Below are 15,965 nucleotides of genomic sequence, written 5' to 3'. Positions count from 1 at the left end.
TCGCCACTTGTTCGCTGAGTGAAACTTCGTTCATAATCGGCTGGTGATGAGTTTCAGCCCGGTGCCACCACCTGTCAATGGCCCCGTCGGGCCTCTCGAACGCGGTCTCGCCGTGCTGCGCGAGCTGACCCGGCTGGCCGCGCACGAGGGACGGACGACGGTCCGGCCGGGCGATCTCGTGCGCGGCACGGGGCTCGCCCGGTCCGTGGTCGACCGCGTCGTGGGCACGCTCGAACAGCTCGGTTACGTGACGCGCGACGGCCGTGACATCGGCCTGGCGGTCCGGCTGATGGAACTGGGCAACGCGTATCTGGCCGCGAGCGGACTGCCCGCCGCCCTCGGCCCGTTCGCCGAGCGGCTCGCGGACGGGCTCGACGAGTCGGTCTCGGTCGCCGTCCCCGACGGCGGCGGGGTGCGCTTCGTCGTCCAGGTCACCCGCCGCCGCACCATGTCCCTCGCCTTCCGGATCGGCGATCTGCTCCCCGCCGAGCGCTGCTCGCCCGGCGCGCTCTTCGCCGCCGAGTGGTCCGGGGCCGACTGGGCAGCCTGGCGCGCCCGCCGCGCCGACGACCCCCTGGACAGCGCGTTCCCGGCCGTCCCGCCCCGCCACCGGCCCGCCTGCGGCGAGGACTTCGAGGCCCGCGTCAAGGAGGCCGCCCGCGACGGCTGGGCCGTCGACGACCAGCTGATCGAACCGGGCCTGGTGGCGGTGTCCGTGCCGGTGCGGGACGCCTCGGGCCGCATCGTCTGCGCGGTCAACGTGGTCAGCCACACCAGCCGCCATGATGTGGACTCGCTGCGGGCGGCGGTGCTGGGGCCGCTGGGTGCGGAACTCCCGGCGATGGAGGCGGCTCTGGCGGCCCGGCGGCGACGGCCTGCCGCCTCGGTCTCTGTCCCTTGGGCCGCTTCGGGTGCCTTGGGCACTTCGGCTCATTGGGCTTCTTCGACCGCTCCGGCCGCCTCGGCTCCGGCCGCCTCAGCTCCTTCAACCGCTCCGGCCGTTTCGGGCACGGGAGCCTTCGGTGCCTCCGGTGCGTCCGGCCCGACCGTGGGCGGCAGCCCCGCCGCGGGCGTGGCGTCGGCGGCCGTGGGCGGGGCATCGGCCGTCGGCGAGGACCCGGCGCGGATGGCCAAGCGGGAGCTGGGAGCGGGCTTTCTGCAGTCCCTCGCGCGCGGACTGGCCGTGCTGCGGGCCCTGGGCGGGGCGCGGGGCGCGGGCCAGGGCGAGACCCCCGTGGCGCCGGACGCGGTGCGCGGCGCGTCCGGCGCCACCGAGGGCACGGCCCACGGCCTCGTCGGCGCGGTGCCGGGCGGCGGCCGGGGCGGGGGGATGACGCTCAGCGCCGTCGCGGAGGCCACCGGGCTGGCGCGGGCCACCGCCCGGCGCTCGCTGCTCACCCTGGTCGAGCTGGGGTACGCCGAGGCAGACGGCCGGGCCTTCCGGCCGCTGCCGCGCGTGCTGGAGCTCGGCTACGCCCCCCTGGCGGAGCTCGGCTTCACCGACATCGCCCAGCCGCACATGCGCGAACTGGTCCGCACCGTCCATGAGTCGGCGTCCCTGGCCGTCCTCGACGGCGGCGACATCCGCTACATCGCGCGCGTCCCCACCGTCCGCATCATGAGCGTCAACATCACCATCGGCACCCGCTTCCCCGCCTACGCCACCTCCATGGGCCGGGTGCTGCTCGCGGGCCTGGACCCCGACGCCCGCGCCGCCCACCTCGCCGGGGTGCGGCCGGAGCCGCTGACCCGGCACACCGTGACCGACGTGGCCGAGCTGGCGCACGTCGTGGAGCGTGCGGCGGCGGAGGGGCACGCCCTGGTCGACCAGGAGCTGGAGGAGGGGCTGCGATCGCTCGCCGTGCCCGTAAGGGACGCACGCGGACGCGTGGTGGCCGCGCTCAACGTGGCCACCCACGCCGGTCGCGGCACCGCCGAGAGCGCCCGCGGCGAGCTCCTCCCGGCGCTGCGCGCCACGGCGGCCCGTATCGAGGCGGACCTGGCCACGGCCTCGGCGCAGCACGCCCTGGGGGCGGGTGAGAGAGTGGGGGCATGAGAGCGGCGAACACCCCGGGGGCGGGGCGCACCGGCCATGTCGTGGTCATCGGCGGCGGAATCGCGGGCCTCGCGGCGGCCCACCGGCTGCTGGACGGCGGGGCGCGGGTGACGGTCCTGGAGGCGTCGGGGCGGCTCGGCGGCAAGCTGCGCTCGGGGGAGATCGAGGGCGTACCGGTGGACCTGGGCGCCGAGTCGATGCTCGCCCGCCGCCCGGAGGCGGTCGAGCTGGCGCGCGCCGTGGGCCTCGGCGACCGGCTTCAGCCGCCCGCGACCGCCACCGCCTCCCTCTGGACGCGCGGCGGGCTGCGCCCGATGCCCAAGGGGCATGTGATGGGCGTCCCCGGCGATCTGGAGCCGCTGGCCGCTTCCGGGGTGATCTCGGAGGAGGGGCTGGCCCGGATCGCCCGCGACCGCGAGCTGCCGCCCACGCCGGTCGGCGAGGACGTGGCGCTCGGCGGGTATCTGGCGGAGCGGCTCGGCCGCGAGGTCGTGGACCGGCTGGTGGAACCGCTGCTGGGCGGGGTGTACGCGGGCGATGTGTACCGCACCTCGATGCGCGCGTCGGTCCCCACCCTCTTCGAGGTGGCCCAGTCGGGCCGCCCGCTGACCGAGGGCGTCCGGGAGCTGAGCGAGCGCTCGGCGCGATGGCAGGACGGCCCGGTGTTCATGGGCATCGACGGCGGGATCGGGCGGCTGCCGCTCGCGGTCGCCGACGCCGTACGGGCCGCGGGCGGCGAGATCCGCACCGGGGCGCCCGTACGGGAGCTGCGGCGCACCGCCGACGGCTGGACCGTCGCCGTGGACGGCCTGGACGCCGCGGACGGCGTGGACGCCGCGGACGGTACGGACGGCCCGCCGGTGGTGGCGGCCGACGCCGTGGTGCTGGCGGTGCCCGCGCCCGCCGCCGCCCGGCTGTTGGCGGCCGGGGCCCCGGCCGCCTCCGCCGAGCTGGCCACCGTGGACTACGCCTCGATGGCGCTGGTCACCATGGCCTTCCGGCGCACCGATATGGCCGCGCTCGCCGAAGGCAGCGGCTTCCTGGTGCCGCCGGTCGACGGCCGGACGATCAAGGCGGCCACGTTCTCCAGCCGCAAGTGGGGCTGGCTGCGCGACGCCGGTCCCGATCTCTTCGTGCTGCGTACCTCGATCGGGCGGTTTGACGACGAGGCGGATCTGAAGCGGGACGACGCCGATCTGGTAAGGATGTCGCTCGCCGATCTCGGCGAGGCCGTCGGCCTGACGGCGAAGCCCGTCGCGAGCCGGGTGGACCGCTGGGACGGCGGACTGCCCCAGTACCCGGTGGGCCATCTCGACCGGGTCGCCCGCATCCGTGCCGAGGTCGCCAAGGTGCCGGGGCTGGCGGTGTGCGGCGCGCTCTACGACGGGGTGGGCATCCCGGCGTGCGTCGGCAGCGCCCGTAAGGCGGCCGATGAGCTGCTGGGCGCCCTGGCGGGCCCCCTGGGGCCGGGCGCCGGAGCCGGAGAGCGAGAATAGGGCCATGACTGCTGCACCTGAGAAGACTCCCAACGCCGGTAAGAAGGCCAAGGACCTCAACGAGGTCATCCGCTACACCCTGTGGTCGGTGTTCCGGCTGCGCGATGTGCTGCCGGAGGACCGCACCGGCTACGCCGACGAGGTCGAGGAGCTCTTCTCCCAGCTCGCCGCCAAGGACGTCACCGTGCGCGGCACCTACGACGTGTCCGGGCTGCGCGCCGACGCGGACGTCATGATCTGGTGGCACTCGGAGACCTCCGACGCCCTCCAGGAGGCGTACAACCTCTTCCGCCGCACCCGGCTGGGGCGGCACCTGGAGCCGGTCTGGTCCAACATGGCGCTGCACCGCCCGGCCGAGTTCAACAAGTCCCACATCCCGGCTTTCCTCGCGGACGAGAACCCGCGCGAGTACGTCAGCGTGTACCCCTTCGTCCGCTCCTACGACTGGTACCTGCTGCCCGACGAGGACCGCCGCCGGATGCTCGCGGACCACGGCAAGATGGCCCGCGGCTACCCCGATGTACGCGCCAACACGGTGGCGTCCTTCTCGCTCGGCGACTACGAGTGGATCCTGGCCTTCGAGGCGGATGAGCTGCACCGGATCGTGGACCTGATGCGCCATCTGCGGGGCTCCGAGGCGCGTCGGCACGTGCGCGAGGAGGTGCCGTTCTACACCGGGCGGCGCAGGGCCGTCTCCGAGCTCGTCGCCGGTCTGGCCTGACGCCGGTCTGACCGGACGCCCTTACGGGTGTCCGCCGGGTGGCAGGGGGTCTCCGCCCCTGGGCTCCGGGGTCTGGGGCGGAGCCCCAGTTGTGGGAAGGGGCGGGGAGGGGAACAGCCCGCCGCAGGCGTCACGACCCGGCACCGGCCCTGGCGCCCGCTTACGGCGTGCCCGGGATCGCGGCCGGCTGCTTGCCCGACTCGGGCAGCGGGGCCGGTTCCGGCAGCGGTGCGGGCTCCGGGCGCGGGGCGCAGAAGGCGGACCGGCCCGGGGTCTTCCCGGTCAGCAGATAGGTGTCCACATGGCGGTTGACGCAGGCGTTCGGGCCGCCCCACAGACCATGCGTGCCCGCCTTCCGCTCGGTCACCAGCGAGGAGCCGGGCAGCCGGTGCCACAGCTCCTTCGCCCCCGCGTAGGGGGTGGCCGCGTCCCGCTCCGCTGACAGCAGCAGCACCGGCGGCAGCGTGACCCGCCCGGTCCGGGGGCCCACGGCCTCGAGGTTCCCCACGTCGAGAGGGCGTCCGGGCTTCAGCGGCCAGAAGGCGCACGGCAGGTTCATCGCCACGTTGTCCCAGGTCTCGAAGGGCGCGCGGCGGGCGAGTGCGGTGTTGTCGCGGTCCCAGGTGGCCCAGGCGCGCGGCCAGGGCGCGTCGTTGCACTCCACGGCGGTGTAGACGGCGTTGCCGTTCTCGTCGTCGGCCGCCTCCGCCGGATCGGGCGCGGCGAGCTCGATCAGCGGCTCGGGATCGCCGCGCAGATACGCGGCCAGCGCCCGGGCGGCCGGGTCCCAGTAGGCGTCGTTGTAGCCGGTCCTCAGGAACGCGCTCTGGAGCTGGGCGGTGCCGACGACCCCGCCCGCCGGCTTCCGCCCCAGCCGCCGCCGCGCCGTGTCGTACGAGGCGAGCACCCGGTCCGCGGTGGCGCCCAGGTGGTAGACGGCGTGGTGCCGGGCGACCCAGCGGCGCCAGTCCCGCCAGCGCCGCTCGAAGGCCAGCGACTGGTCGAGGTTGTCCCGGTACCAGATCTGCGAAGGGGCGGGGTTGACCACGCTGTCGAAGACCATCCGGCGCACCCGCCCCGGGAAGAGCGTGGCGTACACGGCACCGTAGTACGTCCCGTACGAGGCGCCCACGAAGGTGAGCCGCCGCTCGCCCAGCGCCGCGCGCAGCACCTCCAGGTCGCGGGCGTTGTTCAGCGTCGTGTAGTGCGCCAGCGCGCGGCCCGTCCGGCGCACACAGCCCCGCACGTAGGCGCGCGCCCGCGCCACCAGCCGCCGTTTGAAGGCGGCCGTGGGGTGCGGCGGCGAACTGGTCGGCGCCTTGGCGTAGGCCGACGGCCGCTGGCAGGACAGCGGGGCGGAGCGGCCCACCCCCCGTGGGGCGTAGCCGACGAAGTCGTAGGCGGCGGCCACCCGGCGGAAGGCGCCCTCGGCCGCGTACTCGGGGAACGCCATGCTGGAGGCGCCCGGTCCGCCGGGGTTGTAGACCAGCGCGCCCTGACGCCGGGCCTTCGGGCCGGTGGCCCGGACCCGGCTGACGGTGAGGGAGATGTGCTTGCCGCGGGGACGGGCGTAGTCGAGCGGTACGGAGACCTTTCCGCAGGTGATGGGGGCGGCCAGCGCCTCGGCGCGGGGGCAGCGGCGGAAGCCGATACCGCGCTGCGCCGCGCGCCGGGCGGCCAGCGCCACGCCGCGGCTCGCGGCCGCGTCACTGGGTGGGGCGGCGGCCGGGGCGGCCGAGGCGGATGGGGCGGACCAGGTGGTCCAGGTGGGCGTGGCAGTGGCGACGGGGGCGGCGGAGGCGGCGGGGGCCGAACGGGTCGCGGAGGGCGTGCCCGCCGCGACGGCGGTGGGCGTGGCGGACCCGATGGACGCGGTGGGCGTTGCGGGGATCGTGGCAGCGGCAGCGGGGGTGGTGGGCGCGGCGAGCGGGCGGCCGGTGGCGGGCGTCGCGAGCAGCGCGCTCATGGCCAGCGACAGGGACAGCGGCCCGAGGATGCCGTACAGCGCTGCTGCTCTCACTGGCCATCCCTTCGTGCAACGCGCGATGAAAGGGATATTTGGCGCGCCGGATGACCATGTAAAGCACCGGGCCGCGGTGTCGGGGTCAATGACCCCAATGCGTCTTCAGGACCGCGCGCAGCGCCGGGTCGCGAAGGGCGGTGGTGCCGTGCACGGCGAGCGCGGTGAGCAGGTCGCCGTCGTCGTCACCGCCGTCCGCGTCGCCGCCGGAGCGCTGGGCGAGGGTCCGCCGCGGGGGCACGTCGATCCGGCCCAGCAGCCGCTGACCGGCGGGGGAGGCCCACCGCGAGTACGGATGCGCCTCGACCCGGGCGATCAGCAGACAGCTCGCCGTCAGCAGCAGCGGCAGCACGAACCACGCGGCCACCGGACCGCGCCCCGCCGCGGGTGGCACCAGCAGCAGCGCGGCCGCCGCCGTCACCATGACGAGGACGCAGGCCGCCCGCACATGCCGCACCGCGACCGCCACATTCGTACGGGCCGAGGCGGGCACGGCGAGCCCCGCCGCCACCAGCCGGTCGCCCAGTGCCCGCACCGGGGCGGCGGTGGCGAGCGCCGCCCGCACCGGGCGCACCGGGGCCTGCCCCTCCGGCCCTATCGCGCTGATCACGGCCCGCTCCAACTCGTCCCGCCCGTCCGGGTCCACCACGGTGACATAGCCGGTGTGCGCGAGCAGCAGCCGCCGTTCCCGGTACATCGTGACGAGGGTCAGATCCCCCACCCGCCGCGGCCCGCCGGACAGGAACGCCGCCTCGCACAGGCTCAGCCCCTTCCCGTCCGCCACCGGATCGGGCTCCATCGGCTGAGCGGCGGCCACCGCCGCCAGGCACAGCCGCGTGCAACTGACGACCGCCGCGCCCCACGCGACGAGCAGGAAGAGGACCCACAACATGGCCGAGTTCTACTCGACCCGGCCGCTACCGCGCCACGGTTTTCACGATATGAACGACTCGCACGAATGCGGCGCGCGCCGGGCAGCCCCGCGACGGAGTGTCCGACGGTGACGCCTACGGCGGGTTGCTCCCCTCCCCGCCCCTTCCCGACACCTAACGATATGCGGCTCCGCCGCATGGGTCGGGCTCCGTCCCTGACTCTGGGGCCGGGGTTCTGCTCCTTCCCGCGGGATCGATATGCGGCTTCGCCGTGTGGGGGGGCTCTGTCCCTGGCCCCGGGGCCGGGGCTCCGTCCCTGACTCTGGGGCCGGGGTTCTGCTCCTTCCCGCGGGATCGATATGCGGCTTCGCCGTGTGGGGGGGCTCTGTCCCTGGCCCCGGGGCCGGGGCTCCGTCCCTGACTCCGGGGCCGGGGCTCTGTTCCTTCCCGCGGCATCGATATGCGGCTCCGCCGTGTGGCGGGCTCCGCCCCTGAGCCCGGGGTCCAGGGGCGGAGCCCCTGGTATCGGGAAGGGGCGGGGAGGGGAAAGTATCGGTCCGCCGGACACCCCGTAACTCTGCTCGGGACCGCGACGGGGTCACCTGGGTTCCGTACCGCTGCGGCACGGGATGCCGATGGCCGAGCCGCCACGAATCGGCGAGGACGCCTCACCGGTCGTCATCGGCACCCGAGCCTTGGCGGCTTGACCCGCCGCTGCTCGGCCCGGTCGGGCCGCGGTCGGCCGCCCGCACCCGCCGCCCCCGCCCGCACCCGGCGGCCCCGCCGGGCCTCCTGGCCGCGGTGCGGCCCTTCGTCGTGGCGACTCAGCCGCCTCCGCAGCCCCCGCCCCCACCGCAGCCCGAACCGCCTCCTCCGCAGCCCGAACCGCCCCCTCCGCCCCCTCCGCCGCAGGACGAGCCCCCGCATGAGGAGCCTCCGCAGCCGGAACCGCCTCCGCCGCCCCCTCCGCACCACGACCCGCCGCCGGAGTCCAAGGGCCCCGCCGACCCCGACGAACTCGGGTCGGTCGCCGAACCGGACGCGGCGGGCACCTTTTGCGCGTCCAGCAGTTGGGCCCGCAGCAGCGGATCGTCCGTCAGGGCGGCCGCACCGGTCAGCGCGACGACGACCGCCACGGGGACCGCCGCCGCATGGCCGACGGACCGGGCGCGCCGTACGCCGATCCCCGAGTCCCTCCGGTACGTCGCCAGCGCCCGCGTCCCGGCCGCGGTCACCCTGCGCCTGTTCGTACTGGCGCAGGTCCCGCCGACGACGAAGCCGGTGAGCAGCGCGGGGGCGATCTTGAGGATCAGCGGAAGTTCATCGCTGTCCGTGATGTTGACGGCCATCGCGATGCCCAGGAACGTGCCCGCGAGGCAGAGCCCGACCTGGAGCCGTGCCAGCCGGTGCCAGAACCGGAGGGCGTCCGGCCGCACCATCAGCCCGCGCCCCGCCAGTCGGTCGCCGATCGCCTGCACCGCCGGACTGCGCATCAGCTCCCGGCGCAGCCAGTTCAGGCCGCCGTGCGGGGAGATGGCGCACAGCCGCAGCAGCTCCTCCTCGACCGGGCCGCGCGCGACCGGCTGCCGTACCGAGACCACGCCGGGGTCGCCGATCGCCAGCCGCCCGTCCGCGTACATCGCGCTGATCACGGTGTCCGCCGCCCGGCCCGGCCCGCCCGCCAGGAACGCGGCCTCCAGCAGGTCCTGCGCCCGGGCGTGCACCGGCCCCGAGACCTCCCTGCGCCGGGCCCGGACCGTACCGGAGATGAGCACTACCGACGACACGGCGACCGCCAGGTAGACCAGGAACACGATCGCGCCCATGCCGTTCACCGTCCCCCGCTCAGCGCGAGCCGGACCCGGCGGGCCAGCCGCGCCGCCGGATGGGACGGCAGGGGCGCGGGCCCGGACCGCTCCCGCCACCACAGCGTCAGCCGGCGCCGGGCGGCCGCGTCCTCGGGCCGGCCGTCCGCCAGCAGATGCTCGGCGAACGACAGCGCGTCGCGGCGGTAGCCGCCGGTCATCGGGCGGCCGTCGGCGTACCGCGCGAACGCCGGGCGGTAGCCCGTGCCCAGGATCTCGGGCAGCTCCGGGGCCACCTTGGCGATCACGGATGCCCGCTTGGCGGTCAGCGCCGCGCTCTGCACCCGCAGCCGCCGCCGGTCGAAGCCCTCGGGCGGCGGGGTGCCCCCGACCAGTGCGGACAGCAGCGCGGCCTGAGCGAGCGCCAGCCGCTCCCGGACGGCGTCGGGCACGGGAGCGTCCGGCACCGGAGCGTCCGGCACGGCGGACGCCATCACCGCAGCCTCGGCCCCGGCTCCGGCCCCGCCCCCGGCCCCCGCCGCCATCACCGCGCGGATCGCGTCCAGCTCGCCCGCGAGTTCGTCGGCCGCCGGGAAGTCCTCGTCGCGCTCCAGCAGCACCCCGGGCGGTGCCATACGGGCGCACAGCTCGGCGAGCACGTCGAGCACCGGCTGGGTCACCGGATGGGCGTGGCTGTCGTGCCACACCCCGTCCCGCTCCACCCCGCCCGCCACATGGACGTAGGCGATCGCCGACGTGGGCAGTTCGTCCAGCGCCTTGGCCGGGTCCTCGCCCCGGTTGACGTGGTTGGTGTGCAGATTGGCCACGTCGATGAGCAGCCGCACCCCCGTGCGCTCCACGAGCTCGGCCAGGAACTGACCCTCGGTCATCTCCTCGCCGGGCCAGGAGATCAGCGCCGCGATGTTCTCCACCGCGAGCGGCACCGGCAGCGCGTCCTGCGCGATGCGCACGTTCTCGCACAGCACGTCCAGCGCGTCACGGGTCCGCGGCACCGGCAGCAGATGCCCGGCCTCCATGGCCGGTGACGCGGTCAGCGGCCCCCCGGCCCTGACGAACGCGATGTGCTCGGTGACCAGCGGCGAGCCCAGCGCCTCGGCCCGGTCGGCCAGCGCCCGGAGGCGGCCGGGGTCGGGCCGCTCGGCTCCCCCGAGGCCGAGCGACACCCCGTGCGGGACCACCGTGGTCCCGCGCTCGCGCAGCCGCCGGAGCGCGTCCGGCACATGGTCGGGGCAGATGTTCTCCGCCACCACCTCCACCCAGTCGATGCCGGGCAGCCGCGCGATGTCGTCGGCGATCTCCGGTCGCCAGCCGATTCCGGTACCGAGGCGCACCATGGCTCCCCCTCCTCGTTCCGTACCGCGTCCCCCGCGGTGTGTTCTCGCGTGCCGGGGTCATGACCCCATAGAGGGAGGACGAATCCCCCGGCCCCATGGTTCAGAGGTTCATTTGAGCTTCGGGGTGTCACGGCGGGGACGCCCTCGGGGCCGTCGGCCGTCGGCCGACGGCCGGGGCGGTGGCCGTCCGGGCGGTGGCCGTCCGGGCGGTGGCCGTCCGGGCGGTGGCCGTCCGGGCGGTGGCCGTCCGGGCGGTGGTCAGGGGGGCGGCCCGGGCGGTGCGAAAGGTCATCGGGTGGGTGGAGTCCCTGAATATGGTCACTGTTACAAAAAATTGGGGCCCTGTGGCGACAGACGTTCAGAAGGGAAAATAGGATCGGTCTGGTCTGGGGGGATGGAAGATCACACCTTTGTGCCGCGCCCGCGCGCGGAGCGAGCGTGGGGGAAACACGTGCTGGGCAGCAGCGACAACGCCATGGGGAAGCACCGCAAGCACCGCCGTAAGCCGTCCTCGAGGAGCCGGGGGATGCGGCTGCGCCGCTGGGCGGCCGCGCGAGTGCGGCTGGACTACCCCAGGGCGGGGCGGCGCGGTGTGAGGCGATGGCTGCCGTCGTGGCGTCAGATCGCCCTGTTCTCCCTGTTTTTCCTCGGCAGTCTGACCGGTTTGCTGAGCTTTCTGTATCTGCAGACCGAGATTCCCAAGAACCTCAACGACTTCGCCACCCAGCAGGACAACGTCTACTACTGGGCCGACGGCACCGAGATGGCCCGCACCGGCCCGGTCAACCGGCAAGAGGTGCCGCTGGACAAGGTGCCGGAAAAGGTCCAGTGGGCGGTGCTCGCCGCCGAGAACGCCAGTTTCTACACCGACAGCGGGGTGTCCCCGAGCGGGCTGATGCGCGCCGTGACGCGGATGGTGACGGGCGGTGAGACGCAGGGCGGCTCGACCATCACCCAGCAGTATGTGAAGAACGCCTATCTGAATCAGCGCCAGACCTTCTCCCGCAAGCTCACCGAGATGTTCATGGCCATCAAGCTGGACGACCGGATGAGCAAGCGGGAGATCCTCCAGCGCTATCTGAACACCAGTTGGTTCGGGCGCGGCAGTTACGGCATTCAGCGGGCCTCGTACGCGTACTACGGCAAGGACGTCTCGGAACTCAACGCGAGCGAGGGCGCGTTGCTCGCCTCGCTGCTCAAGGGCGCCGGGACCTTCGATCCGACGCTCAGCGCCAAGAACCACAAGCGGGCCGTAGACCGCTGGAAGTGGGTGCTGGACCGGATGGTGGACATCGGAAGGCTGTCCAAGTCCGAGCGGGCGCGCTATACGACGTTCCCCGAGCCCAAGGCGCAGCCCAGGCCGGTGGGGCTCACCGGTCAGGTCGGCTATCTGGTGGAGACGGCCAAGGCGTATGTCAGCTCCCACACCGACATATCCGACGCCGATTTCGACCTGGGCGGCTATCAGATCCACACCACCTTCGAGAAGCCGAAGGTCCAGGCGCTCGCCAAGGCGGTGAAGAAGACCCGGGACAACCTCGACCCCGAGCAGCGCCCCGAGGACCGCTATGTGCGCATAGGCGCCGCCTCGGTGGCCCCCGGCGGCGCCATACGCGCGCTGTACGGCGGCCCCGGCTATCTGGAGCAGGGATTCAACGACGCGAACGCCTCCACCGTCCCGGCCGGCACCTCCTTCACCCCCTTCGTCTACGCCGCGGCGCTGCGCGACGGCGTCCTGCTGGAGCGCAACGGCGCGCGGACGCCCGTGACGCCCTCGACGCTCTACGACGGCGACAACAAGATCGCGGTGCATACGCCCGAGGGCCCGTACTGGGACCGCAGCGGCAAGATCGTGCGGGCCACCAATGACGGCGACGCCTCCTATGGGCAGGTCTCGCTGCGCCAGGCGATCGTGCGGTCCATCAACACCCCGATGATCCAGTTGGGCATGGACGTCGGCCTGGACCGGGTCCGGCGGGCGTCCATCGACGCGGGGCTGCTGCCCAGCAGCTTCGGCGCGCGGGTGCCCGCGTTCTCGCTCGGCACCGCGACGCCCAGCTCCATCCGTATGGCCAGCGCCTACGGGACGTTCGCGGCCGACGGCACGCACTACGCGCCGTACTCGGTGAGCGGACTCACCCACGGCGGGCAGAAGGTCGAGCTGCGCAAGGACCGCGCCAAACGGGCCTTCAGCGCGGCGGTCGCGGCGCAGGTGGACGACGCGCTGCGCGGCGCGGTCCAGAGCCCGGACGGCTCGGCGCACGAGGCCGCGGTGGCCGGCGGCGAGGTGGCCGGTAAGGGCGGCACGGCGCAGGACGGCACCTCCGCCTGGTTCGTCGGGTACACCGAGAAGCTCTCGACGGCGGTCTCGCTGTCCCGGGTGGATCCGAAGTCGCAGGAGCTGATGCCGCTCGAGGGAATGGGCGGGGGAGGCCCCGACACCTCGGGCGACACCTATCCCATGGACATCTGGAAGAGCTATATGACGGACGGGGCGGCGGAATGAGCCGCCCCGGCGTGAGCCGCACGGGCGGAATGAGCTACCTCGGCATGAGCCGCACGGGCGGAATGAGCTACCCCGGCGCGAGCCGCCCCGGCATGAGCCGCACCGGCGGAAAATGCCCCGCAACGGGACCGCTTACTTGGTCTTGGTGTACGTGGACCAGTCCGGCGATTCCGCCGGGTCCAGCATCCGCAGCTTCGCCAGGACCTTCGGGTCCTGGGCGTCCAGCCAGTCGGCGAGCTGCTTGAACGACACGCACCGCACTCCGTCGCGGCGGCAGACGCTCCTCATCACGTCCTCGATGGCCTGCATATAGATGCCGCCGTTCCAGGTCTCGAAGTGATTGCCGATGAACAGCGGCGCTCGGCTGCCGTTGTAGACCCGTTCGAAGCCGTTCAGATATCCCTGGCGGGTCAGCCGCTCCCACTCCGCGTATTTCGCCGGATCGCCCTCGGTGCTGTCACCGGACTGGTTGAAGAGGAAGTTGAAGTCCATCGAGAGGACCTGCTTCTCGCTCTCGGGATACGGCACCAGTTGCAGCGGGAAGTTCCAGATTCCATCGATCTTGGACGGCCAGAGCTGGAAGTCGCCCGGGGAACTCGCGTCATAGCGCCAGCCGAGGGATTTGATCGCCGGAATCAGCGTCTTCTGGCCCTCCAGGCACGGCGCGCGCCCGCCCACCAGCTCGACGTCATAGTCGAACGGGAGCGGTTTGATGTCGGTGAAGCCGGTGTTCGTCTTCCACTGCTTCACGAACGAATACGCCTGCTCCGTTTCGCTCTTCCACTCCTGGGTGGACCAGTCCTCCCCGCCCTTGGCGCCGCAGAAATGGCCGTTGAAGTGGGAGCCGATCTCATTGCCGTCCAGCCAGGCCCCGCGCAGCTGCTCCAGGGTCTCCCTGATGTGCTCGTCGGTGGGGAAGGATATGGCGGCCGAGCCCGGCTTGTGCTGGGGCGGCCGATAGAGGTCGCTCTTCGACTTGGGCAGCAGATACATGCCGCTCAGGAAGAACGTCATGGTGGCGTTGGTCTCCTTGGCCACCTCGCGGAAGCGGGAGAAGAGATGGTCGTCGTTCTCCAGCGCGCCGTCCCAGGAGAAGACCACGAACTGCGGCGGCTTCTCACCGGGTTTGAGCTTCTCGGGCTTGAGCTGGTGCGGCTGCGGTCCGGTGTAGGACGTGGAGCCGTCCCCGAGCACCTTGACCTTGCCGTCCCAATGGGCGTACTTGTCTTCCTTCTTGGGCTCCTTGGGGACCCGGTCCGACTTGGGGGACGCCGCGGCCGCGGGGAGGTCCCCGTCCTGCGTGCCCCCCGCGTCCCCCGGTGAGGTCAGGGCTATCAGCAGCGCCACCACGACGGCCACGGCCGTCAGCGCGCCTATGGGCGCGGCCACGCCATAGGCGTTCTTCGCGCTTAAAGCCTTCAACGCCTTCACGATCTTCAGCGCCTTCACGGGTCCCGCCCCCTGGCAACAGTACAGATGTACGTCCCCCTCAGTATCACAGAAGTATCACGTGCTCTTCACATCGGTCATCCTCACCAACCGGTCAAAAGCAGGTGATTGACGAGCAGTGAGAGGCAGGTCTGGACCAGGAGCCATCGGCGCCTATCACGGGCGGGCAGCAGTGCCGTGGTCGGCAGCAGCCAGACGAGGAAGGGAAGCCAGATCCGCTCCGTCTCGGCCTTGCTCATCCCGGACAGATCGGCCACGACGAGCGCGAGCAGCGCGGCGAAGGTCAGCACGACGAGCCCGTCCGGGGCGCCCGGCCCGCCCGGCCTGCCCGGCCCGTCCGGCCCGTCCGGTCCGCCCGGCCTGCCCGGCCCGCCCGGCCTGCCCGCGCGCAGCCGCCGGGCGGCGTCGGGCACCGCCGACAGCATCCGCCGCGCGCCCGCGACACAGGCCGGACCCGCGACCACCGACGCGACGGCCAGATTGGCCCAGACCCAGTACGCGTACGGGCGATCGGCGGCCACGCCCTGGTAGTAGCGCTCGACCAGTAGGGAGTACCCCTCCCACCAACGGAACCCGGCCAGCGTGAACGCCCCGGCCACCACCGCCACCCCGGTCAGCGCGAAGGGCAGCGGCCGCGCGGTACGGGCCAGCAGGAGTACGGCGGCGGCGGGCAGCGCCAGCAGCGTCAGCCCGTACGAGAGATAGGCCGTCAGCCCCAGCAGCAGCCCGGAGCCCAACGCGACCGCCCCGGGCGCCCGGACCGTACGCGTCGCCGCGAGCGCCAGCAGCGCGAGCCCCCAGGCCGCGACGGCCGCGAAATAGCCGTCCGCCGAGGCGCCCACCCACACCGCCCCGGGCGCCAGGACCAGGAACGGGGCGGCCGTACGCGCGGCCCGCTCCTGTCCCAGGGCGCGCAGCGTGACCAGGATCGCGACCGCGGCCGAGCCGCCCACGGTGACGCAGAAGGCCCCCGCCCAGCCACCGCCGCCCAGGCCCAGCCGGTCCAGGCCCACGAAGGTGAGCACGGCCCCCGGCGGATGGCCCGCGATGTGGGCGGGCCAGTGATCGGGCTGAGTGAGCAGGATATGGCCGGTGAAGCCGCGCAGGGCCGCGCCGATGTCCTGGAACCGGTCGATGCCGCGCAGATACTCGTGGCGCGCCGTCAGCCGCTCCGCCACCCCGCGCCGCCATCCGTCGACCAGCGCCAGCGACCAGATCCAGGCCATGGCCGCCGCCCATACGGCCGCCAGCAGCCCCCGCCAGGGCAGCCGCGCCGCGAGCCGGTGGCCGTGGACCACGACCGCCGCGGCGACGGCCAGGGCGAGGGGCGTACCCGGGCCCACATGGGGCAGCCAGTCGGCGTACAGCGGCGCCCAGTCGACGTACAGGGAGTGATCGGTCCGCTGGATCAGGGTGCCGACGACGGCGGCGACGGCGAAGAGCGCGGCGGCGGCAGCGGCGGCGAGCACGTCGCGGCGACGGCCGGTCCGCGTCCCGTCCTGGGTGGGCTGGATGTCGACGCCGTTGCGGAGAGGGAGCTTCACGACGTCACGCTACGTCGCCGAGCCCGCCGCCGGGCCGCCGCGCCGCGCGCTGTCACCGGACCGTCAGATCTTCCCGGCCAGGGCGGGTGACGTCACCGTTTCGTCATGGGCTCAAGGCCCTTGGCGGCGGTGCGGCGGTCC

General features: G+C 73.6%; 11 protein-coding genes. 4 read left to right on the top strand and 7 right to left on the bottom strand.

The window, feature by feature from the left end; translation table 11 throughout:
- Positions 1–46: 46 nt before the first annotated feature.
- Genes ACZ6TD_RS13995 through hemQ form a run of 3 tightly spaced genes read left to right on the top strand, consistent with a single transcriptional unit; the run spans position 47 to position 4,273 of the window.
- Positions 47–2,056, top strand: a complete 2,010-nt coding sequence (locus ACZ6TD_RS13995) for an IclR family transcriptional regulator domain-containing protein (protein WP_471357729.1) — start codon at positions 47–49, stop codon at positions 2,054–2,056.
- Positions 2,053–3,552 (top strand): protoporphyrinogen oxidase, encoded by a 1,500-nt coding sequence (gene hemG / locus ACZ6TD_RS13990; RefSeq protein WP_471354003.1) that lies wholly within the window; start codon positions 2,053–2,055, stop codon positions 3,550–3,552. Before ACZ6TD_RS13995 ends, hemG begins: the two co-directional genes overlap by 4 nt.
- Positions 3,553–3,556: 4 nt before the next feature.
- Entirely contained in the window at positions 3,557–4,273 is a 717-nt protein-coding gene (gene hemQ / locus ACZ6TD_RS13985) for a hydrogen peroxide-dependent heme synthase (RefSeq protein WP_191070443.1), read from the top strand.
- Between the two features lie 160 nt (positions 4,274–4,433).
- On the opposite strand, the gene ACZ6TD_RS13980 is transcribed toward hemQ, so the two are convergent.
- The 5 genes from ACZ6TD_RS13980 to ACZ6TD_RS13960 form a co-directional block, all read right to left on the bottom strand.
- Positions 4,434–6,293 (bottom strand): alpha/beta hydrolase, encoded by a 1,860-nt coding sequence (locus ACZ6TD_RS13980; RefSeq protein ID WP_471354001.1) that lies wholly within the window; start codon positions 6,291–6,293, stop codon positions 4,434–4,436.
- Between the two features lie 85 nt (positions 6,294–6,378).
- Entirely contained in the window at positions 6,379–7,185 is an 807-nt protein-coding gene (locus ACZ6TD_RS13975; RefSeq protein WP_471353999.1) for a TIGR04222 domain-containing membrane protein, read from the bottom strand.
- 804 nt (positions 7,186–7,989) lie between these two features.
- On the bottom strand, positions 7,990–8,991 hold the full coding sequence (locus ACZ6TD_RS13970; RefSeq protein ID WP_471353998.1) for a TIGR04222 domain-containing membrane protein: 1,002 nt from the start codon (positions 8,989–8,991) through the stop codon (positions 7,990–7,992).
- 5 nt (positions 8,992–8,996) lie between these two features.
- Positions 8,997–10,325 (bottom strand): MbnB/TglH/ChrH family RiPP precursor modification enzyme, encoded by a 1,329-nt coding sequence (locus tag ACZ6TD_RS13965; RefSeq protein ID WP_471353996.1) that lies wholly within the window; start codon positions 10,323–10,325, stop codon positions 8,997–8,999.
- 127 nt (positions 10,326–10,452) lie between these two features.
- Entirely contained in the window at positions 10,453–10,617 is a 165-nt protein-coding gene (locus ACZ6TD_RS13960; protein ID WP_471353994.1) for a hypothetical protein, read from the bottom strand.
- Positions 10,618–10,851: 234 nt separating this feature from the next.
- On the opposite strand from ACZ6TD_RS13960, the gene ACZ6TD_RS13955 reads away from it, so the two are divergent.
- Complete coding sequence (locus ACZ6TD_RS13955; RefSeq protein WP_471357726.1) at positions 10,852–12,831, top strand: transglycosylase domain-containing protein; 1,980 nt, start codon at positions 10,852–10,854, stop codon at positions 12,829–12,831.
- 132 nt (positions 12,832–12,963) lie between these two features.
- Here ACZ6TD_RS13955 and ACZ6TD_RS13950 read toward each other — a convergent pair whose 3' ends face one another.
- Together ACZ6TD_RS13950 and ACZ6TD_RS13945 are read right to left on the bottom strand one after the other, a co-directional pair.
- A complete protein-coding gene (locus ACZ6TD_RS13950; RefSeq protein ID WP_471353993.1) occupies positions 12,964–14,253 on the bottom strand; it encodes a polysaccharide deacetylase family protein in 1,290 nt (429 codons plus the stop codon).
- 110 nt (positions 14,254–14,363) lie between these two features.
- Positions 14,364–15,824 carry a hypothetical protein gene (locus ACZ6TD_RS13945; protein WP_471353991.1) on the bottom strand — a complete coding sequence of 487 codons (1,461 nt, stop codon included), beginning with the start codon at positions 15,822–15,824 and terminating at the stop codon, positions 14,364–14,366.
- Positions 15,825–15,965 lie beyond the last annotated feature (141 nt).

This window comes from Streptomyces yongxingensis (assembly GCF_055597465.1).
This window is presented reverse-complemented; position numbering and strand designations above follow the sequence as displayed.